Annotated in this window: 22 protein-coding genes and 2 tRNA genes; 12 read left to right on the top strand and 12 right to left on the bottom strand. The window is 33.2% G+C overall.

The genetic code is table 11. The annotated features are described in order from the left end of the window. Nucleotides 1–56 precede the first annotated feature (56 nt). Nucleotides 57–2,513: a bifunctional aspartate kinase/homoserine dehydrogenase I gene (gene thrA, locus A5893_RS12435; protein WP_068822908.1), complete on the bottom strand. Its 2,457-nt coding sequence runs from the start codon at nucleotides 2,511–2,513 to the stop codon at nucleotides 57–59. Between the two features lie 417 nt (nucleotides 2,514–2,930). Here thrA and A5893_RS12430 point away from each other — a divergent pair, with 417 nt between their 5' ends. From A5893_RS12430 to A5893_RS12415, 4 genes are all read left to right on the top strand, one after another. Then, on the top strand, nucleotides 2,931–5,240 hold the full coding sequence (locus A5893_RS12430) for a sensor histidine kinase (RefSeq protein ID WP_068822907.1): 2,310 nt from the start codon (nucleotides 2,931–2,933) through the stop codon (nucleotides 5,238–5,240). A gap of 196 nt (nucleotides 5,241–5,436) precedes the next feature. Next, nucleotides 5,437–6,381, top strand: coding sequence for a Smr/MutS family protein (locus tag A5893_RS12425; RefSeq protein ID WP_068822906.1), 945 nt, complete (start codon nucleotides 5,437–5,439; stop codon nucleotides 6,379–6,381). 73 nt (nucleotides 6,382–6,454) lie between these two features. After that, the gene (locus A5893_RS12420) at nucleotides 6,455–7,762 is read left to right on the top strand and encodes an amidohydrolase (protein ID WP_068822905.1); all 1,308 of its coding nucleotides are present in this window, start codon (nucleotides 6,455–6,457) and stop codon (nucleotides 7,760–7,762) included. Between the two features lie 99 nt (nucleotides 7,763–7,861). Next, a complete protein-coding gene (locus tag A5893_RS12415; RefSeq protein ID WP_068822904.1) occupies nucleotides 7,862–8,728 on the top strand; it encodes a DUF808 domain-containing protein in 867 nt (288 codons plus the stop codon). Nucleotides 8,729–9,020: 292 nt separating this feature from the next. On the opposite strand, the gene A5893_RS18335 is transcribed toward A5893_RS12415, so the two are convergent. The 3 genes from A5893_RS18335 to A5893_RS12405 all read right to left on the bottom strand — a co-directional run bounded on the left by A5893_RS18335 (nucleotide 9,021) and on the right by A5893_RS12405 (nucleotide 9,681). Then, entirely contained in the window at nucleotides 9,021–9,164 is a 144-nt protein-coding gene (locus A5893_RS18335) for a GIY-YIG nuclease family protein (RefSeq protein WP_082911433.1), read from the bottom strand. A gap of 89 nt (nucleotides 9,165–9,253) precedes the next feature. Then, on the bottom strand, nucleotides 9,254–9,556 hold the full coding sequence (locus tag A5893_RS18330) for a GIY-YIG nuclease family protein (RefSeq protein WP_068822903.1): 303 nt from the start codon (nucleotides 9,554–9,556) through the stop codon (nucleotides 9,254–9,256). A 51-nt stretch (nucleotides 9,557–9,607) separates the two neighbouring features. After that, nucleotides 9,608–9,681: transfer RNA gene (locus tag A5893_RS12405), tRNA-Asn, on the bottom strand. A gap of 135 nt (nucleotides 9,682–9,816) precedes the next feature. On the opposite strand from A5893_RS12405, the gene A5893_RS12400 reads away from it, so the two are divergent. The 3 genes from A5893_RS12400 (at nucleotide 9,817) to A5893_RS17705 (ending at nucleotide 11,695) form a co-directional block, all read left to right on the top strand. Next, a complete protein-coding gene (locus tag A5893_RS12400; protein ID WP_068822902.1) occupies nucleotides 9,817–10,731 on the top strand; it encodes a PfkB family carbohydrate kinase in 915 nt (304 codons plus the stop codon). A gap of 111 nt (nucleotides 10,732–10,842) precedes the next feature. Next, complete coding sequence (locus A5893_RS12395) at nucleotides 10,843–11,430, top strand: YceI family protein (protein WP_068822901.1); 588 nt, start codon at nucleotides 10,843–10,845, stop codon at nucleotides 11,428–11,430. A 115-nt stretch (nucleotides 11,431–11,545) separates the two neighbouring features. Beyond that, nucleotides 11,546–11,695: a lmo0937 family membrane protein gene (locus A5893_RS17705; RefSeq protein WP_157687553.1), complete on the top strand. Its 150-nt coding sequence runs from the start codon at nucleotides 11,546–11,548 to the stop codon at nucleotides 11,693–11,695. Between the two features lie 419 nt (nucleotides 11,696–12,114). On the opposite strand, the gene A5893_RS12390 is transcribed toward A5893_RS17705, so the two are convergent. Continuing rightward, complete coding sequence (locus A5893_RS12390) at nucleotides 12,115–12,606, bottom strand: hypothetical protein (protein ID WP_068822900.1); 492 nt, start codon at nucleotides 12,604–12,606, stop codon at nucleotides 12,115–12,117. 355 nt (nucleotides 12,607–12,961) lie between these two features. Between A5893_RS12390 and A5893_RS12380 the strand changes: the two genes are divergently transcribed. The 5 genes from A5893_RS12380 to A5893_RS12360 all read left to right on the top strand — a co-directional run bounded on the left by A5893_RS12380 (nucleotide 12,962) and on the right by A5893_RS12360 (nucleotide 18,744). Continuing rightward, entirely contained in the window at nucleotides 12,962–15,925 is a 2,964-nt protein-coding gene (locus A5893_RS12380) for a leucine--tRNA ligase (RefSeq protein WP_068822898.1), read from the top strand. A 68-nt stretch (nucleotides 15,926–15,993) separates the two neighbouring features. Continuing rightward, complete coding sequence (locus A5893_RS12375; protein WP_068822897.1) at nucleotides 15,994–16,440, top strand: hypothetical protein; 447 nt, start codon at nucleotides 15,994–15,996, stop codon at nucleotides 16,438–16,440. 125 nt (nucleotides 16,441–16,565) lie between these two features. After that, nucleotides 16,566–17,651, top strand: a complete 1,086-nt coding sequence (locus A5893_RS12370; RefSeq protein WP_068822896.1) for an alkene reductase — start codon at nucleotides 16,566–16,568, stop codon at nucleotides 17,649–17,651. A gap of 57 nt (nucleotides 17,652–17,708) precedes the next feature. Further along, nucleotides 17,709–17,782: transfer RNA gene (locus tag A5893_RS12365), tRNA-Ala, on the top strand. Between the two features lie 122 nt (nucleotides 17,783–17,904). Beyond that, a complete protein-coding gene (locus A5893_RS12360) occupies nucleotides 17,905–18,744 on the top strand; it encodes a 2OG-Fe(II) oxygenase (protein WP_068822895.1) in 840 nt (279 codons plus the stop codon). Between the two features lie 75 nt (nucleotides 18,745–18,819). Here the strand turns inward: A5893_RS12360 and A5893_RS12355 are convergent, their stop codons facing one another. From A5893_RS12355 to ftsY, 7 genes are all read right to left on the bottom strand, one after another. Beyond that, entirely contained in the window at nucleotides 18,820–19,314 is a 495-nt protein-coding gene (locus A5893_RS12355) for a photosystem reaction center subunit H (RefSeq protein ID WP_068822894.1), read from the bottom strand. A gap of 22 nt (nucleotides 19,315–19,336) precedes the next feature. After that, nucleotides 19,337–19,939, bottom strand: a complete 603-nt coding sequence (locus tag A5893_RS12350; RefSeq protein ID WP_068822893.1) for a hypothetical protein — start codon at nucleotides 19,937–19,939, stop codon at nucleotides 19,337–19,339. Between the two features lie 335 nt (nucleotides 19,940–20,274). Continuing rightward, nucleotides 20,275–21,363, bottom strand: a complete 1,089-nt coding sequence (locus A5893_RS12345; RefSeq protein ID WP_068822892.1) for an Ldh family oxidoreductase — start codon at nucleotides 21,361–21,363, stop codon at nucleotides 20,275–20,277. A 22-nt stretch (nucleotides 21,364–21,385) separates the two neighbouring features. Then, nucleotides 21,386–22,972 (bottom strand): bacillithiol biosynthesis cysteine-adding enzyme BshC, encoded by a 1,587-nt coding sequence (gene bshC / locus A5893_RS12340; RefSeq protein WP_068822891.1) that lies wholly within the window; start codon nucleotides 22,970–22,972, stop codon nucleotides 21,386–21,388. 47 nt (nucleotides 22,973–23,019) lie between these two features. Continuing rightward, nucleotides 23,020–24,351 carry a 30S ribosomal protein S12 methylthiotransferase RimO gene (gene rimO / locus A5893_RS12335; RefSeq protein WP_068822890.1) on the bottom strand — a complete coding sequence of 444 codons (1,332 nt, stop codon included), beginning with the start codon at nucleotides 24,349–24,351 and terminating at the stop codon, nucleotides 23,020–23,022. Between the two features lie 80 nt (nucleotides 24,352–24,431). Then, entirely contained in the window at nucleotides 24,432–24,806 is a 375-nt protein-coding gene (locus A5893_RS12330) for a GxxExxY protein (protein WP_068822889.1), read from the bottom strand. 78 nt (nucleotides 24,807–24,884) lie between these two features. Beyond that, nucleotides 24,885–25,847 carry a signal recognition particle-docking protein FtsY gene (gene ftsY / locus A5893_RS12325; RefSeq protein ID WP_068822888.1) on the bottom strand — a complete coding sequence of 321 codons (963 nt, stop codon included), beginning with the start codon at nucleotides 25,845–25,847 and terminating at the stop codon, nucleotides 24,885–24,887. Nucleotides 25,848–25,882 lie beyond the last annotated feature (35 nt).

The raw sequence follows: 25,882 nt of genomic DNA, 5'->3' as shown, positions 1-25,882 counted from the left end.
TGCCTGTTATGTGTTTTAAAATTACTTTTTTAGCCTTTCGCTTTTAGCATTTAGCCTTAAGCTTTAGAAGCTCCCACTTTTACCAAATCTGCAAAAACGCCAGCGGCAGTTACTGCTGCGCCAGCTCCAGGACCTTTAACCACCATTTGCGTTTCATTATATCTATCTGTGGTAAAAGCTATGATATTATCACTTCCTGATAATGCATAAAAAGGATGATTAGAATCAACGGATTGCATGCTGATTTCTACTTTTCCATTTTCCAATTTACCAATATATCGTAACATTTTTCCGTCTGCTTCTGCATCGCTCTTAAGTTTTTCAAAATACTCATTTGCGTTTTGTAATTCGCTATAAAAATCATCTACACTTGCTGCTTTTGATGCGGCTTCCGGAATAATTGCCCCAAGTTTTACATCGCTTGCTTCTAATTCAAAACCTGCGTTTCTTGCTAAGATTAACATTTTACGCATAAAATCGATTCCGCCTAAATCATCTCTTGGGTCAGGTTCTGTAAAACCTTTTTCCTGTGCTAATTTTACCACATCATGAAAATTCGCATCTCCTTTAAAATTATTAAAGATGAAAGAAATGGTACCAGAAAGTATGGCTTCAATCTTAGAAATTTTATCTCCACTAATGATTAAATCATTTAAGGTTTTAATAATCGGTAAACCCGCTCCAACATTGGTTTCATAATAAAAATCGACACCATGCTTTTGAGCAGTTTCTCTTAAATCGGCAAATTGTGCGTAATCACCCGAGTTTGCAATTTTATTACAGGTAACTACGGAAATATTAGCCTCAAAAGCTTGCTTATAAAATTTTGAAGGATACGGACTTGCTGTGTTATCAATAAAGACACAATTTGGCAAATTCAATGCCTTCATCTGTAAAATAAATTCTTCTAAATTGGCTTTCGCCGAGGATTGTTCTAAACGTTCTTGCCATTTTGATAAATCAATCCCATCTGCATCTACCAACATCTTTCTGGAGTTTGACAATCCCAAAATTTTGATGTTAATGAGGTTTTTCTTCGCCAAAAAGTCTTTATGCCCATTAATTTGGCTCAATAATTCTGTCCCAATATTACCTACACCAACCATAAAAACGTTTAAGGTTTTTTGCAATTCGGCAAAAAAAGCATCATGAACGGCATTTAATGCTTTAGATAATTCTGAATTGTAAATAATTACCGAAATATTGTATTCTGATGAACCTTGTGCTATGGCAACTACATTAACACCATTTCTGCCTAATGAATAAAAAAGCTTACCAGAAATACCTGGAGTTTTCTTCATATTCTCGCCAACTATGGCTAAAATAGAAAGGTTATTTTCTACTTTAACAGGTTCTAACTTTCCCGCTAAAAGTTCTAATTCAAATTCTTGTTCAATTAAAACTTTTGCTTTTACGGCATCATCCGGATTTACCGCAAAAGTAATAGAATGTTCAGATGAAGATTGAGTAATCAAAATTACATTTACTTGCTCTCTTGATAGTAATGAAAATAACCGGCCACTAAACCCAGCTTTTCCTACCATTCCACTTCCTTCAATATTGATTATACTGATATGATCAACTGAAGAAATGCCCCTAATTGTAGTATTTGATGGTTTTAGATCGTGTTTTATAAATGTCCCGGCAAAATCTGGCTCAAAAGTATTTTTGATAACTATTGGGATTTTCTTTAAAAATGCGGGAATCATGGTTGGTGGATAAATCACCTTCGCACCAAAAAAAGAAAGCTCCATAGCTTCTGTATAAGAAAGCTCTTCCATAGAAAAAGCTTTTTTAACACGTCTTGGATCGGCGGTCATCATACCATTTACATCTGTCCAAATTTCTATTTGGCTAACGTTTAAAGCTGCACCAAAAATTGCAGCAGTATAATCACTACCTCCACGCCCCAAAGTAGTTATCCTTTTTTGATTATCACTAGAAATAAAGCCTGTAGCCACAACCAAATCATTTTGATGTTGCTTAAAATAATCAATCACCAATAAATTGGTTTGCTCAAAATCCACTTTTGCATTTCCGAAACTACTATCGGTTTTAATAATGGAGGAAGCGTCTAAAAACTCCGTATTAAGATCTTCGTTTTTCAATATTCTGCTAATCATCAAAGCCGAACATTTTTCTCCGAAACTCAAAACCATATCTTTTGTTTTGGCACTCAGTTCTTTCAAAGCAGAAATGCCTTGCAAAATATCTTCTAACTCCTGGAAATAAAGTTTAAGTTTTGTAATCACTTGGTTTTGTTGTTGCAAAGGCACCAATTCTTTTACCACAGCAAAATGTCTTTTCTCCAAATCGGATAAAGCCAAAGAAAAATCAATACCTATAACAGATTCTTCTGCCATTTTAAGCAAAATGTTAGTAACACCGCTCATGGCAGAAACAACTACAATTACTTTTTCCTTTTGCGCTAAGTTGCTTTCTACAACTTGTTTTAATGCTTTTAACGATTCTACGGAACCTACGGATGTTCCCCCGAATTTTAAGATTTTCATTTTGTTTATATAAAAAAAGCGCCTACCGATATATTCGGAAGGCGCTTTGTATGTTTAAACCATATACTACCTCCCTTACGCTTTATGCGTTGTGGTTGTTGTAGTGTATGAGTTTGTTGAGATCATTGCTTGTATTATTTCTGTTGCCAAAACTAAGCTTTCAAATTTTAAATGCAAATTTTTCTTCTAATATTTTAATTTTGAGGACAAGATATTTAATAATTGCCTTTTGATTTAGCGTTTTTAGTTTGTATTTCTATTTTTAATGGAAGTGGTAGATTTTTTGTAACCTTAATGAGGGAATAAAAAAACTATAATTTAGCCCGATAAGTGCCTAAATTTAAAAACAATAAAAGAAGAGTCATCCTCTTTTTAGGAATGTTGTTAAGAGCTATTTAAAAAGTTTCAAGCATATTTATGAATCAGTTAAAATTTTTAAATAATGGTGGAGAAATGGGGAAGCTTATCCGTGAAAGGGATTGGTCCCAAACTCCTATTGGTAAGCCTGAAACTTGGCCACAAAGCTTAAGAACAACTTTAAGCATTGTTTTAAGTTCTAAATTTCCTGGATTTATTTTTTGGGGGAAGGATTTATTAGGTTTTTATAATGATGCATTTAGACCTAGCTTAGGAAATGAAGGCAAGCATCCTCATATTTTAGGACTAAAAGGAGAGGAGGCATGGTCAGAGACTTGGGATATAATTGAACCATTGTTAAGTAAAGTTTATAACACCGGAGAGGCAACCTGGAGCGAAGATCACCTAATCCCTATTTTTAGAAACAACCGTTTAGAAGATGTTTATTGGACATTTAGTTACAGTCCAATTTTTGATGAATCTGATTCTATTGCTGGAGTTTTATCTACCTGTGTAGAGACCACTAAAGAAGTTTATGCCCGCAAGCAATTACAGAAAGCAAACCAACAATATTTTGAGAATATAATGCAGACACCTGTTGCAATGTGCATTTTTAAAGGTGAAAATTTTATTGTGGAAATTGCTAATGATATGATGCTTGAGCTTTGGGGAAAGGAGGCACATCAAATATCAAATAAGCCAATTTTTGAAGGTTTGCCAGAGGCAAAAGGACAGGGTTTAGAAGATATAATGAATCAAGTTTATACCACTGGAATTAAATTTGAAGCAAATGAGAGGGCAGTTTCATTACCCAGAAACGGTGGTTTAGAAGTTGTTTATTTAAATTTTCTATATCAGCCTATTAAAGATGTAAATGGTGAAGTAAAAAGCATTTTTGCAATGGGAACAGATGTTACTGCACAAGTGGTTTCTAAACACAAAATTATTGAAAGTGAAAAAAAACTAAGTGTTGTTATTGATTCAAGTAAATTAGGTATCTGGGAATTTGATTCAAAAGAAAATACAGGAATATTTAATGATAGATATGCTCAGATTTTTGGTTTTGAAAATAAAGAACAATTATCCCAAGATATGATCGGAAAGTTACTCTATCCTGATGATGAAACTATTCGGGAAAGTGCTAATATAAAAGTGATTGAAACGGGAATCTTAAATTATGAGAGTCGTATTTATAACGAGGATGGTTCCATACACTGGATAGAAGTAAATGGTACCATGTTTTACGATGATGATAATAAGCCATCAAAAATGATGGGTACAATTAAAGACATTACAGATGAAAAAAAGTATAAGAAGGATTTAATAGAAAGAGAAGAAAAATTTAGATTATTGGCTAATGAAATGCCTCAATTTGTGTGGACAGCAGATGCTAATGGAACTTTAAATTATTTTAATAAATCTGTTTATAATTATACAGGTTTAGATGAAAGTATTCTTGAAAATGATAGTTGGATATCTATCGTACATCACGAAGACCAAACACAAAATATGAGTTTGTGGTCAAATTCCATAACTACAGGTAGTGACTTTGTTTTTGAGCATCGTTTTATTCGTGAAGACGGAGAAAGTCGGTGGCAGCTAAGTAGGGCAAAACCATTAAAAGATAATGATGGAAAAATTCAAATGTGGGTTGGTACCAGTACAGATATTCACGACATGAAAGAATTAGATCAGCAAAAAGATTTTTTCATAAGCATGGCTAGTCATGAACTTAGAACTCCAATTACTTCAGTAAAAGGATATGTACAACTTTTAAAAAATAAATATCAGAATAGCGAGGATGCTTTTTTAATAAATGCTCTAAACATCTTAAATAAACAAGTTACTACACTTACCACATTAGTTACAGATCTGTTAGATGTCTCTAAAATTAAATCAGGCAGTTTATTATTAAAGAAATCTAAATTTGCAATCAATGAATTGGTAGAAGATGTAATTCAAGAAATCCAACATATTAACCAACATCATCAAATCATTTTCTGCCAGGAAACAGATAAAGAAGTTTTTGCAGATAGGGAAAGCATTTCTCAAGTGCTCATTAATTTTTTAACCAATGCCGTTAAATATTCTCCAGACTCATTAAATGTTAGTGTAAAATCCTGTATAGATAACAATTATGTTAAAGTTGCAGTAACTGATAAAGGAATCGGATTAAGAGAAGAAGATAAGAAGAAGGTTTTTGATCGTTTTTACAGGGTAGAGGGCAAAAACGAAAAGACTTTTCCAGGATTTGGTATTGGCTTATTCATTGCCTCAGAAATCATCCGTAAACACAACGGAAAAATTGGTGTAGATAGCAAAATGGGCCAAGGCGCTACATTTTATTTTGAACTGCCAATAGAAGATTAAAAGGTTTTTATGAAAAGCAAGGGCATTCGTTTTAAAATTAGGATAGCCCCGCTTTCTGCTAAATGCTTTTTCCCTCCATTTCCCCCAACAAAAAAGCATACCACTGCCAATCGGGTTTAGTAAAATAAGCCTTTGCTATTAAACAAAACCTATTTCATGGAAAACACTTGTAAAATAAACACCTTATCTTTACCATATGAAATATCAATTAGGAGAATTTGTGCGCTTTGTAGATGAAAAACGTGAAGGATATATCACTAAAATAATAAGTGAAGAGATGGTTGGCGTAACCGGCGAGGATGATTTCGAGATTCCGGTAATGATCAATAATTTAACAAGAGTTCACGGACATAAAACCAATCCGGAAAGCAATAAAACAGATTTGCAAAATATAACAGAGGAGCAAGATTTTATTGAAAAAGGTATTTTCCTATCCGCTATAACCGATAAAAATAAAGCTTCAATAGTTCATTTCTACCTTGTAAATCTAACTTCTTATCAAATTTTAACCACTTTTAAAACATCACTAAAACAAGTATTTAAAGGAGAATTTGCAGATAAAATCTCTTCAAATTCATCATCTAAAATATATTCAGCTTCTTTAGCAGAATTGGATGTTTGGCCACAATTCCATTTCCAAGCATTATATTTTACATCACAAGATAAACCACAATTAAAGCCTTTAACTTTCGATATCAGCTTTAAAGCGAAAGATTTTGCAGGTAGTAAAACTCAAATTCCAGTTATAAGCGAGAATGGTTGGCTTTTCAAAATGGACGAAGCAACTATTAAAATAGATGCTGAGAAACTGAAGGAAGCCTTCTTTAAACCATCAGAAGAGAAAAAGCAAGTAGGAAAACCGGCAAAAGAAATTGATTTACATATTGAAAAACTACGAGATGATTTTCATTTCTTAAACAAACAAGAAATGTTAGACATTCAGTTGGCAAAATTTCAAGAAGCGCTAGACGCTGCAATAGTGCATCAGTTTGATAAAATTATTTTTATACATGGCACCGGAAATGGAACCTTGCAACACCAAATCCATAAGATGATAAGCAAACACCCACAAGTAAAAACTTTTATGGATGCCAAAAGAGAAAAATTTGGATATGGAGCTACCGAGGTTGTTTTTAAGTAACCAATTTTCAATTTCATAATTTACTAACTCATATTATTTTACATATATTTAATCACTAAAATTTTTATTAAATATGAAATTAATCATTACGATATCCTTCATTTGTTTTACATTAAATTCCTTTTCACAAACCGAAGCAATAAAAAGCCAGGTTTCTAAAAAAGTAGATGCCATAGAAAAGAAAATTATCGATTGGCGTAGAGATTTCCACGAACACCCCGAATTAGGAAATCAGGAATTTCGCACTTCTAAAATCATTGCAGAGCATTTAAAATCTTTAGGAATTGAGGTGAAAACCGGAGTAGCTAAAACAGGAGTAGTTGGTATTTTAAAAGGAGGAAAACCAGGCCCAGTTGTAGCATTAAGGGCAGATATGGATGGATTGCCTGTAGTTGAGCGCACTCCGATTCCTTTTGCGTCTAAGGTAAAAACTCAATTTAATGGACAAGAAGTAGGCGCTATGCATGCCTGCGGTCATGATTCACATATGGCAATTTTGATGGGTGTAGCAGAAGTGCTTTCATCTATGAAAAGCGATTTAAAAGGAACAGTAAAATTTATATTTCAACCAGCAGAAGAAGGTCCTCCGTTTGGAGAAGAAGGGGGAGCAGAATTGATGGTAAAAGAAGGTGTATTGGAAAACCCTCATGTTGATGCTATTTTCGGTTTGCATGTTAATTCTCAAACCGAAGTGGGAAAAATCACTTATCGCCCTGGAGGCACAATGGCAGCTGTAAACGATATGAAAATTACGGTAAAAGGAGTTCAGGCGCATGGGGCTTATCCTTGGTCATCAGTAGATCCAATTGTTGTATCCGCACAAATCATCAACTCATTACAAACCATTGTAAGTAGAAATTTAAATTTAACCGAAAATGCAGGAGTAGTAACTATTGGTTCTATTCATGGAGGTTTAAGGTCTAACATTATTCCAGAAGAAGTAGTGATGATGGGAACGGTACGTAACCTTAGCAAAGAAGATGAGAACATGTTTATTGATCGTATTAAAACTATCGTGACCAAAACAGCTGAAGCTGCAGGAGCAACTGCAGAAGTAAAAATTCCATTTAGCGTTCATTATCCAGTTACCTTTAACGACCCTGTTTTAACTGCTAAAATGTTGCCTACTTTAGAAGCTGTTGCAGGTAAAGAAAATGTATTACTAAGGCCAGCAGTAACTGGGGCAGAAGATTTTTCTTTCTTTCAAGAAAAAGTGCCAGGACTTTTTATCTTTTTAGGTGGGATGCCAAAAGGTAAAGACCCATTAAAAGCACCTTCGCACCATACACCAGATTTTTTTATAGACGAAAGCGGATTTACCTTAGGTGTTAAAGCGTTAGCGGATTTAACGATAGATTATATGAATGGAGGAACAAAGTAGTTTATAGCATAACCGAATTTAAACCTTCAATCATTTATGATTGAAGGTTTTTTTTACGATTAATTTGTGATAATTATATTTGTACTTTATTAAAGAATTATGGCTTCGGGTTTTTTTGCAGTTTTAGATGATATTTCGGTTTTAATGGATGATGTGGCTTTAGCAAGTAAGGTTGCCACTCGTAAAACCGCCGGTATATTGGGTGATGATTTGGCTGTTAACGCCGAAAAGGCTACCGGCTTTTTAGCAACGAGAGAACTTCCGGTTTTATGGGCCATCACAAAAGGTTCCTTTCTTAATAAACTAATTATTGTTCCAGTAGCCTTACTTCTACAAGCTTTTTTTCCAATTGCCATTAAAGTGATTTTAATTATGGGAGGTTTTTATTTAGCTTATGAAGGTGTAGAAAAAATCATCGAATACTTTTTTCATAGGTCTAAGGCTAAAGAGGAAACAATAATAGAGCTAAAATTAGACGATAATGATGCAGAAAAAACTAAAGTAAAAGCTGCTATAATTACTGATTTTATACTTTCCATAGAAATTGTAATTATTGCTTTGGGTTCAGTAATAGAGAGTAGCCAAATCACCCAAATTTTAACAGTTTCTATAGTGGCAATTATTGCAACTATAGGGGTTTATGGTATGGTAGCGCTTATTGTACGTATGGATGATGCTGGATATAAATTAATAAAACACGCTGATGATAAAGGCATAATTGCCTCATTTGGTCATGTCTTAGTTAAAGGGCTCCCTATCATTATAAAACTATTATCGGTTGTGGGTACCATTGCCCTTGTATTAGTAGCCGGAGGTATTTTTGTGCATAACATAGAATTTTTACATCATATTTTGCCTAACCTAATATCCATTTTAAAAGAATTTGCCGCCGGTTTAATAGGTGGGTTAATAGCAATCCCTATCATGATTGCTGGTAAAAAAGTGCTGAAGCTGGTTAAAGGGTAAAGGTTTATTGTATAGTATGAATAAAGAATATATATGTGGAATATAAATCCTATAAATCAGAAAACCCTCCAAACAATAGTTTGAAGGGTTTTTTTTAGCTCCCAAGCCTGGGCTCGAACCAGGGACCCTCTGATTAATCCCGACGGGTCGGGACTCTAACCAGCTGATTAATATCGTCTAGAGAATTTGCATTGGTTATTATTTTTTCGATAATAATTCTGCTTTTAGCTTTTTTAATTATTTTTTCCACCTCTATGGCAAATGCCCGATTACTGCCTAATTTTATCACTTTCTAAATTATCCAAGGACGATGTTTAGAAGTGTAAGTTACTCTTTCACTATTATTATGTTCTAATAATCGTCTTTCAGGATCCTCAGAATACCCCAAATAATATTTGTTGGAAGAAATAGAATAAAGAATATATAAATAGAACATAAATCTTATAAAACACAAAACCCTCCAAACAGTAGTTTGAAGGGTTTTTTTAAGCTCCCAAGCCTGGGCTCGAACCAGGGACCCTCTGATTAATCCCGACGGGTCGGGACTCTAACCAGCTGGTTAATATCGTCTAGAGAATTTGCATTGGTTATTATTTTTTCGATAATAACTCTGCTTTTAGCTTTTTTAATTATTTTTTCCACCTCCATGGCAAATGCCCGATTACTACTTAATTCTATCACTTTCTTAATTATCCAAGGACGATGTTTAGAAGTATAAGTCACTCTTCCAGTATTATTATGTTCCAATAATCGTCTTTCAGGATCCTCAGAATACCCTAAATAATATTTGTCGGAAGAAATAGAATAAAGAATATATAAATAGAACATATCTCATAAAACACAAAACCCCTCAAACAGTAGTTTGAAGGGTTTTTTAAGCTCCCAAGCCTGGGCTCGAACCAGGGACCCTCTGATTAACAGTCAGATGCTCTAACCAGCTGAGCTACTTAGGAATTTCGGGTGTTTTTATGAAACACTTTCTGGTTAACAATCACTTTTTTCAAAGCTTTTGCCCCTTTCGGGAGTGCAATATTCGGGAATTAAAATTAATTATGCAATATTTGTAAAGAAAAAATTTAAAAAAATTTATGAGCTTAGTAGTTATAGGCACTGTAGCCTTTGATGCAATTGAAACACCTTTTGGTAAAACTGATAAAATTGTTGGCGGAGCAGCCACTTACGCTAGTTTGGCCGCTTCTTATTTTTATGATAAAACTAAAATTGTTGCTGTAGTAGGTGATGACTTTCAAAAAGAAGATATAGCAGATTTTGGCAAACATGGTATTGATGTAGAAGGTTTGCAAATTAAAGAAGGAGAAAAATCTTTTTTTTGGGCCGGTAAATATCATAATGATATGAATAGCCGTGATACCATCACAACTGAGTTAAACGTTTTGGAAAACTTTGATCCAATTATTCCAGAATCTTACCAAGATTGCGAGTTTTTGATGCTAGGTAATCTTACTCCACAAATACAGCAAACAGTAATTAACAGGATTAAAAAGCGTCCGAAATTAATTGTGATGGATACGATGAATTTTTGGATGGATATTGCGATGGATGATTTATTGGCAACTATTAAAATGGTTGATGTTTTAACTATTAACGATGCCGAAGCAAGACAGCTTTCTAACGAATATTCTTTGGTAAAAGCAGCAAAAAAAATATTAACCATGGGCCCAAAGTATTTAATCATCAAAAAAGGCGAACACGGTGCGCTATTATTTCATGGAGATCAAATATTTTCTGCACCAGCATTACCTTTGGCAGATGTTTTTGATCCAACTGGTGCTGGTGATACTTTTGCAGGTGGGTTTATCGGATATTTAGCGAAAGTAGGGACCATCAATTTTTCCAATATGAAAAATGCGATTATTTATGGCTCTGCGTTAGCATCTTTTTGTGTAGAAAAGTTTGGGACAGAGAAAATAAAAAATCTCTCGCAAAAGGAAATTTCAAGTCGTGTACAGGAATTTATTAACTTAAGTAGCTTTACCATTTAAGTTTAAACAATTATAATAGATTGTCAATAAAAGGTAATCTAATCTCAAAATAGAATATACATGTTTAAACATGTATATTTTTTATATCTTTGACATAAATAAATAACAAATATGAAAAAAATAGTTTTATCAATAGTGGCAATAACAGGATTGTTTTTTGCCTTTAAACCTGCTGCAAATGTTTATACAGTAGATGTTAGCAAATCTAAAATTGAATGGATTGGCAAAAAAATTACAGGACAGCATACAGGCGAAATTAAATTAGCTGACGGAACTTTAAGTGCTAATGGAAGCAAACTTGTTGGTGGAGCATTTAATATTGATATGAGTACAATGACTTGTACAGATTTAGATGCTACTAACGGAGGGAAACTTTTAGGTCATCTTAAATCTCCAGATTTTTTCTCTGTAGAAAAAAATCCTACATCAAATTTCCAGATTACTAATGTTACAGCTATTGATGCTAACAAAGTAAATATCACAGGTAATTTAACAATAAAAGGAATTAATAATAAGATTACATTCCCTGCTAGTGTACAACAAAAAGGTAGTTTTATAGTAGCAGTAGCTTCTGGGGTAAAGGTTGATAGAACTAAATACGACATAAAATATGGTTCTAAAAACTTCATTGCAGGTATTGGAGATAAAGCAATTGATGATGAATTTGAATTAAATATCAATTTGGTAGCTAAAAAATAATTAGTCATTTTAACCATTTTAAAAAAGGGGATAATTATAAATTATCCCCTTTTTTTATTTAAATTTTTTTAAGTGGCATATCCTTTGCATACCCCCAATAAACAAATTGAGAGTTATGAGATTGATATTAAATATCTTAGCAATCGCATTTATACTTGGCTGGATTTTAGGATTTTTTATTTTTAGTGCAGGATTTTTAATTCATATTTTATTGATATTAGCCGTTTTTGCCTTCATCATAAATTTTTTATCAGAGCCTGTATAAATACCTTTATATAATTCGAGTTTAAAAACTGGAGCATTATGAAGTCATGATGCTTTTTTTACTTTCAAAAATGTGGGCAATTTTTTATTTTGAATGGTAGATATTAAAATTTAATCATTTACCTGAATTATTTATTAGGGCGTTTTAACAGGCTATACACTATATCTTTTTTTGCATTTACTTAATGGCAAGAGGCAAAAAAAGGATGCCGTCCCTATCCTTAACGCAAAATCTTAATTACTAATAATTTACACTTTATCTAAAATTTCAGCATTTCAATGCCAGTTTCGAATTCTTTACAATGTTTACTTTATTTCTAAAATAACATAAAAAAAGACTGCTTAATTAAGCAGTCTTTTTTTATGTTTTAATAATCATGATTATACTAAAATAAGTAAATCAAGATTCAGACAATTTGCTTACTGTGGAGTAAAATTGTAAACCACATGAGCCATATTTCCATTTAATAATTTAAATGGGGTTTTTAAAGTCAAGTTGGTTTTTGAAGCACTAGCAATTTGCAATTGATAACCTTCATCAACATTTTTTGCTTTTTCATCAGTACCAATTTTTTTGAATTGGAAAATCGGATTGATACCATCATTTATTAAAGACCAATAAATTTCTTGTGTAGTTCCATTGGCTAAAGTAATCATCCCGCCATAACCTCCGTAAAGTTTCCATGTACTGCCATTAAAGTCTTGATATGGAGCAATATCGAACACATTCTTTACTTCATAGCCTTGCGGAAATCCTTCTAAACTTACATTATTTACTACCCATGTACCAGATATTGTTCCTTTTGATACATTATTACTCACCATTCCGCCTGCTTTAGGAGAACAAGAGCTTATCACTAAAGCTATAGCAGCTAAAAATAATATGCTTTTTAATTTTAATAAATTTCTCATTGTTTGTGATTTTAAATTTTTTGTTAATTAAGGTTTTAAAGTCAAAAATAAAGCCAGTTAAGATTTTCTAAAATTCATTAAGTTAAATATTCTCTAATCTTTTATGGTGTAGAATTTAAATAGCGTCATTTTTTTATCGGTAAAATTAATTAGAAAGCACATTTTGCGTTAGGGATTGAAATGGATACCGGCCTTGTGGCTAATGCCTTGTGCAGTATAAATAAAAAGCCCGCCCGAACGCCCAAAAAAAATAAATCTAAATGCATAACAAATCAGAAACGTAATTATTTACCAATTAAAGCCAAGCACTGTTTTAAATTTTTTATTTTCGCACCAAGAAAAAAAACGGTATCAGATGGATTATCAATTTAAGCAGATAGAAAAGAGCTGGCAAAAATTTTGGGCAGAGAACGAAACTTTTAAAGCGGATGTGGATGCGAGTAAGCCCAAATATTTTGTGTTGGATATGTTTCCTTATCCAAGTGGTGCGGGTTTGCATGTTGGGCATCCACTTGGATACATTGCATCTGATATTTTTGCCCGTTATAAACGTTTAAAAGGTTTTAACGTTTTGCACCCAATGGGATATGATTCTTTCGGTCTGCCGGCAGAACAATATGCTATTCAAACCGGTCAACACCCCGCAAAAACTACCGAAACTAACATTAATAGATACCGCGAACAATTAGATAATTTAGGTTTCTCTTTCGATTGGAGTAAAGAAGTGCGTACCAGTTCTCCAGAATATTATAAATGGACACAATGGATTTTTATGCAGCTTTTTAATAGCTGGTATAATAAAGAAACTGATAAAGCCGAATCTATTTCTACTTTAATTGCAAAGTTAGAAGCCATTCCTTCTTCAGAAATTAATGCTGTTTGTGATGAGGATGTTTTAAATCTGCTTCCAAGTGATTGGAGCAATATGAACGCTGAAGAAAAACAAGCAGAATTATTGAAATATCGTTTAACTTTTTTAAAGGAAAGTACGGTTAATTGGTGTGCTGCTTTAGGAACTGTTTTAGCAAACGATGAAGTTAAGGATGGTTTTAGCGAACGTGGCGGACATCCAGTGGAGCAAAAGAAAATGATGCAATGGAGCATGAGGATTTCTGCTTACGCCGAAAGATTATTGCAAGGTTTAAACAACATTGATTGGCCAGAACCGCTTAAAGAAATGCAGCGAAACTGGATTGGGAAAAGTGTTGGAGCGATGGTTTCCTTCGGAATTGAGAACAAAGAGCAAGGAGCAAGGAACAAAGACGCTATCATTGAAGTCTTTACAACAAGAGTTGATACCATTTTTGGTGTTTCGTTTTTGGTAATTGCTCCAGAACATGAATTAGTTGCGTCTTTAACAACTGAAGAGCAAAAAGAGGATATTGAAAACTACATTTTAGCCACAAAAAAGAAATCGGAATTAGATAGAATGTCTGATGTGAAGACTGTTTCTGGAGCATTTACTGGTAGTTATGCTTCAAATCCGTTAAGCGGTGATAAAATTCCGATTTGGATTGCAGATTATGTTTTGGCAGGATATGGAACTGGTGCTGTAATGGGCGTTCCATCGGGCGACCAACGAGATTTTCTTTTTGCTCAAAAATTCCATTTACCAATTCTTCAAATTTTAGATTCGCAAAAAATTGAAAAGGAAGCCGACCCAACTAAAGAAGGAAAATTTATTAATTCTGGGATTGTTGATGGGATGGGTTATAAAGAAGCGAGTGAAGCTATCGTAAATAAATTAAAAGAAATAGGAGTGGGTTACGGTAAAATTAATTACCGTATGCGTGATGCCATTTTTGGCCGACAAAGATATTGGGGAGAACCAGTTCCGGTTTATTTTAAGAATGGGTTACCTTATCTAATTAAGGAGGAGGAATTGCCTTTACTATTGCCAGAAGTTGATAAATATTTACCAACAAAAAGCGGAGAACCACCTTTAGGAAGAGCGAAGGATTGGAAATATAAAGCCTCACCCCAGCCCTCTCCAAAGGAGAGGGAGCAAATAGGTTCTGAAGTCCTCTCCTTTGGAGAGGATTTAGGGGAGGCTTACGAATATGAATTGAGCACCATGCCGGGTTGGGCGGGAAGCAGTTGGTATTGGTACCGTTATATGGATGCCAATAATAATCAGGCTTTCGCCGATAGTGATAAAATTGCTTATTGGAAAGATGTTGATTTATACATCGGCGGAAGCGAACATGCAACCGGACACCTTTTATACAGCCGTTTCTGGAATAAATTTTTGAAAGATTTAGGTTTTGTAAACGAAGAAGAACCTTTTAAAAAACTGATTAACCAAGGGATGATTCAAGGCAGGAGTAATTTTGTTTACATGATTTTAGATGTTGATGGAAGACCGAGCCATACTTTTGTATCTAATGGATTAAAGGAAAATTACAGAACTTTATCTTTACATGTTGATGTTAATATGGTTGAAAACGATGTCTTAGACACAGAGGCATTTAAAAAGTGGCGACCAGAATATAATGATGCTATTTTTATTTTTGAGGATGGCGAAAAGTCTATCCTAAATCCAGAAAAAGAACACGTTTTTATGGAAGGTACCGAGGTGAAAAATTTATTTCCAATTAGCAAGCACAGATATGTTTGTGGTACGGAGGTCGAAAAAATGTCTAAATCCAAATTTAATGTGGTTAGTCCAGACGATTTGGTAGAACGTTATGGTGCGGATACTTTGCGTATGTACGAAATGTTTCTAGGTCCGTTAGAGCAAAGTAAACCTTGGAATACCAACGGAATTGAAGGTGTTTTTAAATTCTTAAGGAAATTCTGGAAATTATTTCATGATGAAAACTTTAATTTCTCCGTTTCTGATGAAGCACCAACAAAGGCAGAATTAAAAACTTTGCATAAGATTATTAAAAAAGTAGAAGATGATGTAGAACGTTTTTCTTTCAACACTTCGGTTTCTAGTTTTATGATTGCCGTTAATGAGTTAACAGATTTAAAATCAAATAAAAGAGTAATCTTACAAGATTTGGTAATTATACTTTCGCCTTATGCACCACATATTTGCGAGGAGCTTTGGCAATTATTAGGCAACGAAGCAGGAACTTTATCCTACACTCCTTTCCCGATTTTTAATCCAGATCATTTGATAGAAAATGAATTTAATTATCCGGTTTCTATCAACGGAAAAACCAAGACAAGTATAAATTTAGCTTTAACTTTAGAACCAAAAGAAGTAGAAGAAATCATTTTAAAAGAAGAGGCAATTATCAAATATTTTGATGGGAAATACCCTAAAAAGGTGATTGTTGTTAAAGGTAGGATTATTAATATTGTGATATAAAAAAATGAAATAATCTGTATCTTATTTCCGTTTAAATTCGTACAAGGATTTATATCTATCTATTTTCTATGAAAAACATTGTTATCATTTTCTTTTTCCTTTTTTTTAATAAAGTAGGCTTTGCAAGCTATTCGTTAAATACCGCAAACGACTCGGCAAAAAAAATTACCATTATCAATCAGCAAATTAAATGTCAGGATAAATTGGTTGGGAAATATACAACCAACGCCATTAATTTAGAGGGAGATAAGGTTACAAGATTTGTAGTCAAATTTTTTGAGACCGAAGGTGAAGAAATTGCTGAGCTTAAAATTGATTTATTAAATAAGGTTAAAAAAAATCAACAACAAATATTGGATGCATCTTTAAATACATTAACTGATAATGTTGTGCATAACGGTTCTAATTTCATTAATTATCAACAAATAATAAAAATTGAAGATAATCTTGAAAACGCATCACAATTGAAAAGTACCATTAATTATTTACTAGAAAACAAATACCTAGAGGAATAATAATCAATCTGTAGATTTAAGATTTTAATCCTAATTTTTTCTTTAACTAAGAAAAGTCATTTCTTTAATTGATATAGTTTTTGGAAACATAATTGCTAATATTTGTTTAACATTAAACTAATATAATGGCAAATCCACTTTTCGAAAATTATCAATTAAGTAAAATTGAATTAAAAAATAAAGCTGTAATGGCTCCTATGACTCGTTCTAGAGCTGTAGAACACAATATTCCAAACGAATTAATGGCAGAGTATTATGGACAAAGAGCAAGTGCAGGTTTAATTATCACAGAAGGTACTTCACCTTCTGCAAATGGCTTGGGCTACCCACGCATTCCTGCAATGTATAACCAACATCATGTTGATGGATGGAAATTAACAACTGATGCAGTTCATAAAAAAGCTGGAAAAATATTTTTGCAGTTAATGCATTGTGGCAGAATTGCTCATCACCTTAATTTACCAGAAGGAGCAGAGGTATTAGCGCCATCTGCAATTATTGCAGAAGGGCAAATGTATACAGATAAAGAGGGGATGAAGGAAAACGATTTACCTAAAGAAATGTCTACAAATGAGGTTCATGAAGCAATTGAAGAATATGTAAATGCTTCTAAATTAGCAGTTGAAGCAGGGTTTGATGGGGTAGAAATTCATGGAGCTAATGGTTATTTGGTAGAGCAATTCTTGAATCCAAATAGCAATAATCGTAAGGATGAATATGGAGGTAGTCTTCATAACAGGTCTAAATTTTTATTGGAAATTGTAGAAAAATCTATTGAAGCAATTGGCGCTGAAAAAGTTGGTATCAGGTTGTCTCCAAACGGAGCATTTAATGATATGAGAGCTTATCCAGAAATGGAAGAAACTTATGATTATTTAGCTAAAGAATTGAATAAGTTAGGATTGGTTTATATACATCTTTTAGACCATTCTGCAATGGGATCCACAGAGCTTCCTGATAATGTTAGAATAAATATCAGAGAGAATTTTGAAGGCACATTAATACTTTGCGGTAATTTTGATGATAAAAAAGCTGCTGAAGCATTAGAAAATAAATCAGCGGATTTAATAGCATTTGGTCGTCCGTATTTAGCAAACCCAGATTTATTAGAACGTTACAAAGCTGGAGCAAAATTAAATGAGCCAGATATGGATACATTTTATACTCCTGGAGAAAAAGGCTATACAGATTATCCTTTTATGGATAAATAAACCTTAAATTATTTTATAAGGACGTTAATTTTTTCAATATTTGCATCCTTATAAAAAGGGGGATTAGCTCATTTGGCTAGAGCGCTTCGCTGGCAGTGAAGAGGTGATCGGTTCGAATCCGATATTCTCCACCTTAAAAGCTTTCAATTTTATTGAAAGCTTTTATTATTTAACATGAATTTTTTTTCTTTAATGTGGAGATTATAGTTCCAATGATTATATTTAATAAATAAATATCTAATCTGGAATTAATATGTCGAAATATTTAAATACTGCGAATCAAGATTTAATAAAATTAGCTCAACAAAATCAAGCAGCTTATCTTTCTGCAAGTCCATTTCCTAGTATTTCTTTCGATGATTTTTTTAACCCAGATCTATTAAGTAAAATCTTAGAAGAGTTTCCCGATTTATCAAAAAAAGATAGCATCTCTTATAAAGATCAAAAGCAAATTAAATTTGCAGGTAAAGGCGAAAATGATTTTGGTGAAGAGACTAAATCCTTTATGCATTTTTTAAATTCTGAACCTTTCTTAAATTTTTTGCAGATTTTAACAGGAATTGAAGAGCCTTTAACAGGAGACCCTTATTTTTTTGGAGGTGGGCAACATGAAATAAAAAGAGGTGGTTTACTTAAAGTTCATGCCGATTTTAATAAACATCCCCAGCTAAAATTAGACCGTAGAATTAATGTTTTGGTTTATTTAAACAAAGATTGGAAAGAAGAATACGGAGGCTTTTTTGAGCTTTGGGATAAAAATATGGAAAATTGCGATAAGAAAATTTTACCAACTTTTAATAAGTTAGCAATTTTTTCCACCACAGATTTTTCTTATCACGGTCATCCAGATGCTTTAAATTGTCCGGAAGATAGAAGTAGAAAATCCTTAGCATTGTATTATTATTCTAATGGAAGACCTTCTTCAGAGATCAACCATAATGCTAAACACAACACACTTTTTCAAGAACGCAAAAACAACGATATTGATAAAACAGCATTTAAATCAACCGGTAAGCAACGCCTTAAATCATTGATAAAAAATATTACTCCTCCACTTATTTATAATGGAATTATAAGAAGTAATGATGAATAAATAACAGGAGTTTAAAATCAAAAAAGCCTCTGCAAAATATCTGTAGAGGTTTTTTTGATTTATTTAAAAATCTAATTAAATATTAAAAGCATCACGACGATAAAAATCATCTCCATCGTTTGCATCATCATAATCAGGAACATAATTTTTATAAACACCTAATTCATAATCTCTGCTAATATCATTGCCTTTACTATATCTACTGGTTTTCACAAAAGTAGAGTAATTGATTTGGCTAGCGTGAACAATTTTATTCTCTTCATCTAACTTAACCAATCCAATAGGGATTATTAAATGATCATCGCCATCCTTGTTTAAAAATTCATGAATACCTTCTGCAGTTGGTTTTCCATAAACTTCATGTCCTTCTTCAATTACACTTTCATCAACTTCAACATCTAAATAAACTACTCTTTCAGCAATTTTACTTACTAATAAAGCATCAACTTTTCCGATTTTTCTAAAATCATTATCTTGTACATCCCAATCTCTAACATCTGGATAATCTTTTGCAACCTTATAACCTGATAAATCATGTAAGTAAACAAGGTCTTTATTTTCATTTTTCATAATATTCTTCTTTAAATAGATTCTACATTTTATTCATTTTCTCCAAAACATCAGAGGCATCTTTGTAAAAGCTTTTAATGGTGCTTTCTTGATCTAAAGCTAAATCATTCCCGTCGACCTCATTAGCATTCTTCATTAAGTCATCGCAATCAGAACTTAAATCAGGAAATTTAGATTTTTGAATAGTTCCTAAAGCTGAAGCAATAATTCCCGCAGCTTTCTTAATCATGTCGGCATGATTTGTAGCATCAGGATTTTGAGTAATATCAGCAGATAATTGCTTAACCTCATCTAAGTTAACTTTAACATCAACACCAGTTTTAGTCGACATTGCCTCAGTAGCATTTGCTAGTTTAGTTAATGCTTCATGACTGTATTCGTGGCTTAAAGTCATAGTACCTCTATCTTCATTAATAAAATTAATGTAAGACGTCACTGCATCAGCATCTATGTTCATTGTGGAATTTGTGCTATCCACCATAGTAGAGTCAGCATTGTTAGCGACTACTTGAGAATTATTTTTATCCTTGAAAACGAAGAAATAAATAATAATTGCGAGGATAATCAGACCGATTAATATCCAAGGCCATATAGGACTTTTCTTTTCAATTTTAATTTCTGCCATAATAATATTTTTTATAGGTAAATAAATGGTTTTGATTAAATGTTCGATTTAATCATTTATCATATTATAACAACCATGCCATTAGAAAATTTTTTATTAAAAAACTGAATGTATTATGAGGTAAGATTGTATTGAGAGATTAGAAAATTGATTGAAGAAAATAAGAAAAACTAGAAATTGAAATCATGATGGATCATTATTTTGGGCGTTTTATCCGCCAGCTGGCGGATTTCCGCTATATCTTTTTTTTGAAAAAGAAAAAAAGGATGCCGCTACAATCGTTAACGCAACTATTAAAAAGATAGGATTTGTAATTAGGCGAAAAGATAATTTTCCTAAATTGCTAATTTAGCTATATTCAATTTCTCGGCAATTTCATTCAAATCATTTACCACAGCATCTATCAATGGGATTCCATTGATTTTTCTGTCTTGTTCGGCTTGTAGTTCAGGCTCGCCGGGTATAATTACTTTTTGGTTTTCATCTATAGGTTTTGCATCCTTAAAACGTTGGATCCAATTATCCATATTGGCTTTAAAATCTTCGATTGGTCTAAAACCATCTACTCGCATCGCTCCCAAAAAATGACCCAAACCTTCACCAGGTTGATTAGGTAGAGGATCCATAAATGCCACAAACGGTGGTGCCCAGGGCCCGTAACTTGCTCCTGATAAAACTGCTGAAAGGATATCTACCGTAGCACTTAATCCAAAACCTTTGTGGCTACCATGCTCTCTATCGGAGCCTAGCGGAAGGAGAGAACCTCCGTTTTTTAAATCTTCAGGATGCAAAGCAGCATTTCCATCTTTATCTTGTATCCAACCTTCGGGTACATTTTTACCTTGACGTTGCGCTATTTCCAATTTACCGTTAGCAGCTGTAGATGTTGCCATATCTACTACAACAGCAGGGAATTTTCCTGCAGGAAATGCATAGCAAATTGGGTTTGTCCCCAACATGCGCTCGCTTGAAAAAGTGGGCGCAACCAAGGGGCTTGCATTGGTCAAAGCGTAGCCGATCATATCGTTTTCAACAGCTTTTAATGCATGATAGCCCGCAATACCAAAATGGTTGGAGTTTTTAACGGCTACCCAACCCGATCCAAATTCTTTTGCTTTTTTAATGGCTAAATCCATCGCAAAAGGAGCGACTACCAAGCCTAAACCTGCATCGCCATCTACGGTTGCAGTTGTCGCTGTTTCATGAACAATTTTAATATTTGGCTTTGGATTAATTCTTCCTTTTTCCCAAAGTCTAACATAACCTGTTAATCTGGCAACACCATGAGAATCTATTCCGCGTAAATCAGCTTTAATTAAAACATCTGTTGCCAAGATTGCATGTATTTCAGAGCAACCCATTTTTTCAAAAACAGATTGAGTAAAATCTCTTAAAACTTGCTCTGAAAAATTATAAAACTCCATTTTTAAACTTAAAACTTATAACTTAATCAAACAAAATAGTAAACTTAAAATCTAAGGGATTAAAATGTTTAATAAGTTCAGGGATAAAATCCTCAACGTATTTAACATAAAATAAACCAAAATTTTCCTTTCTTTCTTGTAAACCACCGCCTGGAAATAGTTGACTTTTTAACTTTTCAATATCGTCCATAGCTTCAGAAAAGTTCCTTTTTTCTGCTCGCATTAACTTTTTTTCTAAACTATCTATTGCTTTTTTTAATCTCGCTTCAACAGCTTCAGTACTTGGTTTTAAAGTGGGATCAATTTTGGCTGCTCTTGTTTTTAAATTTTCAAAAATTGATTGAAGTTCTTGCCACTCGACTTTTAAATTTAAAGTATGTTCTGAATGCGCATCAACATATTCTTTTTTTAAGATTTCTGTCGCTTTAAAAACATCGGCGAAAGCCAAAGTTAATTTATGAAGCTTAGCAACAGATTTTTCATCTGCAATCATAGCCGAATTTCTTAGGATTAGTAAAGGGAAATCAACCTTGTAAAAATCGAAATTAGATTTTAATTGCAACCAATAAGCTAACTCGCCACCGCCGCCAATGTAAGCTAAATTGGGTAAAATCACTTCCTGGTAAAGTGGACGCATCACCACATTAGGACTAAATCTTTCTGGATTTTCTTTGATTTCTTTTTTTAATTCTGCCTCGCTAAATGAAATAGCTGTATTTAAAACCTGATATTTTCCATCTTCAAAAACAATGCGTTCCCGCAAATCATCCGTAAGGTAAAAGAAGTTAATTTCTCTAGGGTTTACTTGAGCATGAATATCAATCTCGGATAATTTCTTGCTGCTTTCTTCAATATTTTTAAAGCTGTTTCGTTGAATGATATCTTGCGCCATAATCTCTGCAAACTGTGATTTCAAGGTTTTATCGTCAGCATCAATAATCACTAAACCATACTCTCCAAACAGTTCATTTGCTAAATAACATGTAGCCTCTGCTAGCGTCTTATCATCGGCGTAAGCCTTAGAAACAATTTCTGAAAGTTTTTTTGCATTTTCTGAAATACCCAAAACACCTTTATAATCATTTAAAGCTTGGATAATGGTTTTTGTAGCCAGCCTGCCGGTTGCGCCAGCCTTATTGTTTTTCCATTCTATTTTTTTGCCAGCTAAATAGGTATGATTAATTTCTTCAAAATCATGATCTTCCGTTGCCATCCAATAAACAGGCACAAAATTTTGATCAGGGAAAGCAATTTTTAAGTCCTTAGCCAGATTTATAGCACTAACAATCTTGAAAATAAAGTAAAGCGGACCAGTAAAAATATTGAGTTGATGACCTGTGGTTATTGTAAAAGTATTTTCGGCCTTAAGAGATTCTATATGCTGATATACTAAATCAGAAGCAGTTATATTTTGATATTGGCTTGTTAAAACATTAACCAATTCAGTTCTATTTCCATTGAATTTTCTTTCGGAAATAATGTCTTTGAAACTTTTTAAATCAGGAAATTGATTAATGAAAGGTTTAATGTTTTCATCTTTAGCTAATAATCTGTTTACCGTTGAGGAAAAACATCGAGTTTCATCGTATTCAATATATTGTGCATCCATGAATTACGAAAATAACCAAAAAACATAATTAAGGTTTTTTACATCAATTATTTGACAATTGTACCATAAAGATCAAAGTCTTCTGCTCGGTCAATTTTAGCGTATACAAAAGTTCCTGAAGTTGCATAATTGATTTTTGCATCAATTAAAACTTCATTATCCACTTCTGGAGAATCAAATTCGGTACGTCCAACAAAATAATCGCCTTCTTTTTTATCGATTAAAACTTTAAAAACTTTATCAACTTTTTGTTGGTTTAAATCAAAAGAAATAGCTTGTTGAATTTCCATAATATCTTCAACACGTTGCTCTTTTACCTCCTGAGGAACATCGTCAACTAAATCATGAGCATGGGTTTTTTCTTCGTGAGAGTAAGTGAAGCAACCTAAACGATCAAAACGAGTTTCTTCAACCCAATTTTTCATCTCTTCAAAATCTGATTCTGTTTCGCCCGGGTAACCGCAAATTAAAGTGGTTCGCATGGCGATATTTGGCACTTTATCTCTAATTTTATTGACTAAATCTATGGTTTTTTGTTTTGTGGTTCCACGTCGCATAGACTTTAACATATCATCAGAAATATGTTGTAAGGGCATATCTAAATATTTGCAGATGTTAGAACGTTCATTCATCACATCTAAAATATCCATTGGGAAGCCACTTGGATAAGCATATTGTAACCTGATCCATTCAATACCTTCCACATCAGACAGATTGCGCATTAAATCTCCAAGCTTACGTTGATTATATAAATCTAGACCGTAATAAGTTAAATCCTGTGCAATTAAAATCAGTTCTTTGGTTCCATTTTTTGCTAAGTTCTTCGCTTCTTTTACTAAATCTTCTATCGGTCTAGAAACATGCATTCCACGCATTAACGGAATTGCACAAAATGAACAAGGGCGGTTGCAACCTTCGGCAATTTTAAAATAAGCCGAGTGTGTTGGCGTAGTTAATAAGCGTTCTCCAATCAGTTCATGCTTATAATCTGCACCAATCGAATTCAGTAAGTTTTGAAGATCATTTGTGCCAAACCAAGAGTCTACATTGGTAATCTCTGCAGATAATTCAGGCTTGTAACGTTCTGATAAACAACCGGTAACCACAACTTTTCCAACTTTTCCTTCTTGCTTTAAATCACTATATTGTAAGATAGTATCGATAGATTCTTGCTTTGCATTATCAATAAAGCCACAAGTATTTATAACAATGATATCATCTTTTCGAATATCATTTGCCTCATGAACCACATTGATTTTGTTACCCTGCAATTGTCCCATCAACACTTCAGAATCATAGGTATTTTTAGAACAACCAAGTGTGATTACGTTTACACGAGGTTTAACTAATTCCTTAATCTGTTTATCTTTAACTCTCATTCTATCTTATTTTTGTGATTACACCGATTAAGGTGATTTCACAGATTTCTTATTTTTGTGATTATAATCACGAATCTAATCTATACTGATAACCGTTTTACATCACAACTACCGTTACCAAAATTTACTAATAGGCCTGTTTTTACTTTGCTTGCTTTTAGATATGATATTAATTGAGTTTGAAATAATTGCGGTTGAATTCCAGTAACTGATTTTATTTCTAAGATTACTTTCTCTTCAATATAAAAGTCACATCTAAACTTTCCAATCAACTTATTTTTAAAAAATACATTAAACTCTTTCTCACATTCAAATTTTATATTCTCAATGGTCAGTTGTTCAATTAAAGCTCTTGAATAAATCTTCTCTAAAAATCCAAGACCTAATTCCCTATGAACTTCAAAACAACAACCAATAATTTTATGGGTTAAAGCATCATATATCTCAGTATCCATAAATCAAACTAATCTGTATAATCTAATAAATCTGTGAAATCACAAAGAATATCTGTGAAATCATTTAGATCTGTGCAATCACGAAAACAAACTATCCACAAACTCTTTCTTATTAAACAGCTGAAGGTCAGTCATTTTCTCTCCAACCCCAATATATTTAACCGGTATCTTAAACTGATCAGAAATACCGATTACTACACCACCTTTGGCTGTACCATCTAATTTGGTCAAAGCCAAAGCATTTACATCAGTTGCTTGAGTAAATTGCTTACACTGTTCAATTGCATTTTGTCCGGTAGAGGCATCTAAAACCAATAAAATTTCATGAGGTGCACCGGGTACAACTCTATCCATCACTTTTTTAATCTTAGAAAGCTCGTTCATTAAACCAACTTTGTTATGTAAGCGCCCCGCCGTATCAATAATTACAACATCTTCATTGTTTGCAACTGCAGATTGAATGGTGTCAAAAGCTACAGAAGCAGGATCGGCATTCATTCCTTGCGAAACAACCCTTACATCAGCTCTTTTTCCCCAAAGTTGAATCTGTTCTACAGCTGCAGCTCTAAAAGTATCAGCAGCGCCGATAACCACTTTTTGTCCTGCTTGTTTTAGTTGGTAAGCCAGTTTACCAATAGTTGTGGTTTTGCCGACGCCATTAACACCCACCACCATAATCACATAAGGTTTATGGTTTCCATAATCCATTTGCTCAAAATTGGTGCTGTTGTTTTCTTCTAAAAGAGCTTGAACTTCTTCTCTTAAAATATTGTTGAGTTCAGAAACATTGGTGTATTTGTCTTTTGCAACACGGTTTTGAACGCGTTCAACAATTTTTAAGGTCGTGGAAACACCAACATCAGAAGTTACCAAAATTTCTTCTAAATTATCTAGTACCTCATCATCAACAGTAGATTTACCAACAACTGCCTTACTTATTTTAGCAAAAAAATTATCTTTTGTTTTCTCTAAACCTTTATCTAAAGAAACTTGCTCTTCAACCGTATTTTCTTTTTTCTTAAAGAAATCAAATAATCCCATGGGCGATAAATTTAAACAAAAAAAGCCATCCTAAA

The organism is Pedobacter psychrophilus (assembly GCF_001652725.1).
Lineage (GTDB): Bacteria > Bacteroidota > Bacteroidia > Sphingobacteriales > Sphingobacteriaceae > Pseudopedobacter > Pseudopedobacter psychrophilus.
Note: the sequence above shows the minus strand (reverse complement) of the source record. Positions and strands in the feature narration are given on the sequence as shown.

Excerpts from the sequence above, each read along its gene's own strand:
- A5893_RS12350 (WP_068822893.1), bottom strand. The coding sequence starts at position 19,939 with ATGGCAGAAATTAAAATTGAAAAGAAAAGTCCTATATGGCCTTGGATA.
- A5893_RS18330 (WP_068822903.1), bottom strand. The coding sequence starts at position 9,556 with ATGTTCTATTTATATATTCTTTATTCTATTTCTTCCGACAAATATTAT.
- A5893_RS12355 (WP_068822894.1), bottom strand. The coding sequence starts at position 19,314 with ATGAAAAATGAAAATAAAGACCTTGTTTACTTACATGATTTATCAGGT.
- A5893_RS12425 (WP_068822906.1), top strand. The coding sequence starts at position 5,437 with ATGAAATATCAATTAGGAGAATTTGTGCGCTTTGTAGATGAAAAACGT.
- A5893_RS17705 (WP_157687553.1), top strand. The coding sequence starts at position 11,546 with ATGAGATTGATATTAAATATCTTAGCAATCGCATTTATACTTGGCTGG.
- A5893_RS12420 (WP_068822905.1), top strand. The coding sequence starts at position 6,455 with ATGAAATTAATCATTACGATATCCTTCATTTGTTTTACATTAAATTCC.
- thrA (WP_068822908.1), bottom strand. The coding sequence starts at position 2,513 with ATGAAAATCTTAAAATTCGGGGGAACATCCGTAGGTTCCGTAGAATCG.
- A5893_RS12375 (WP_068822897.1), top strand. The coding sequence starts at position 15,994 with ATGAAAAACATTGTTATCATTTTCTTTTTCCTTTTTTTTAATAAAGTA.
- A5893_RS12370 (WP_068822896.1), top strand. The coding sequence starts at position 16,566 with ATGGCAAATCCACTTTTCGAAAATTATCAATTAAGTAAAATTGAATTA.
- bshC (WP_068822891.1), bottom strand. The coding sequence starts at position 22,972 with ATGGATGCACAATATATTGAATACGATGAAACTCGATGTTTTTCCTCA.
- A5893_RS12345 (WP_068822892.1), bottom strand. The coding sequence starts at position 21,363 with ATGGAGTTTTATAATTTTTCAGAGCAAGTTTTAAGAGATTTTACTCAA.
- ftsY (WP_068822888.1), bottom strand. The coding sequence starts at position 25,847 with ATGGGATTATTTGATTTCTTTAAGAAAAAAGAAAATACGGTTGAAGAG.
- A5893_RS12360 (WP_068822895.1), top strand. The coding sequence starts at position 17,905 with ATGTCGAAATATTTAAATACTGCGAATCAAGATTTAATAAAATTAGCT.
- rimO (WP_068822890.1), bottom strand. The coding sequence starts at position 24,351 with ATGAGAGTTAAAGATAAACAGATTAAGGAATTAGTTAAACCTCGTGTA.
- A5893_RS12430 (WP_068822907.1), top strand. The coding sequence starts at position 2,931 with ATGAATCAGTTAAAATTTTTAAATAATGGTGGAGAAATGGGGAAGCTT.
- A5893_RS12330 (WP_068822889.1), bottom strand. The coding sequence starts at position 24,806 with ATGGATACTGAGATATATGATGCTTTAACCCATAAAATTATTGGTTGT.
- A5893_RS12400 (WP_068822902.1), top strand. The coding sequence starts at position 9,817 with ATGAGCTTAGTAGTTATAGGCACTGTAGCCTTTGATGCAATTGAAACA.
- A5893_RS12390 (WP_068822900.1), bottom strand. The coding sequence starts at position 12,606 with ATGAGAAATTTATTAAAATTAAAAAGCATATTATTTTTAGCTGCTATA.
- A5893_RS12380 (WP_068822898.1), top strand. The coding sequence starts at position 12,962 with ATGGATTATCAATTTAAGCAGATAGAAAAGAGCTGGCAAAAATTTTGG.
- A5893_RS12415 (WP_068822904.1), top strand. The coding sequence starts at position 7,862 with ATGGCTTCGGGTTTTTTTGCAGTTTTAGATGATATTTCGGTTTTAATG.
- A5893_RS12395 (WP_068822901.1), top strand. The coding sequence starts at position 10,843 with ATGAAAAAAATAGTTTTATCAATAGTGGCAATAACAGGATTGTTTTTT.
- A5893_RS18335 (WP_082911433.1), bottom strand. The coding sequence starts at position 9,164 with ATGTTCTATTTATATATTCTTTATTCTATTTCTTCCAACAAATATTAT.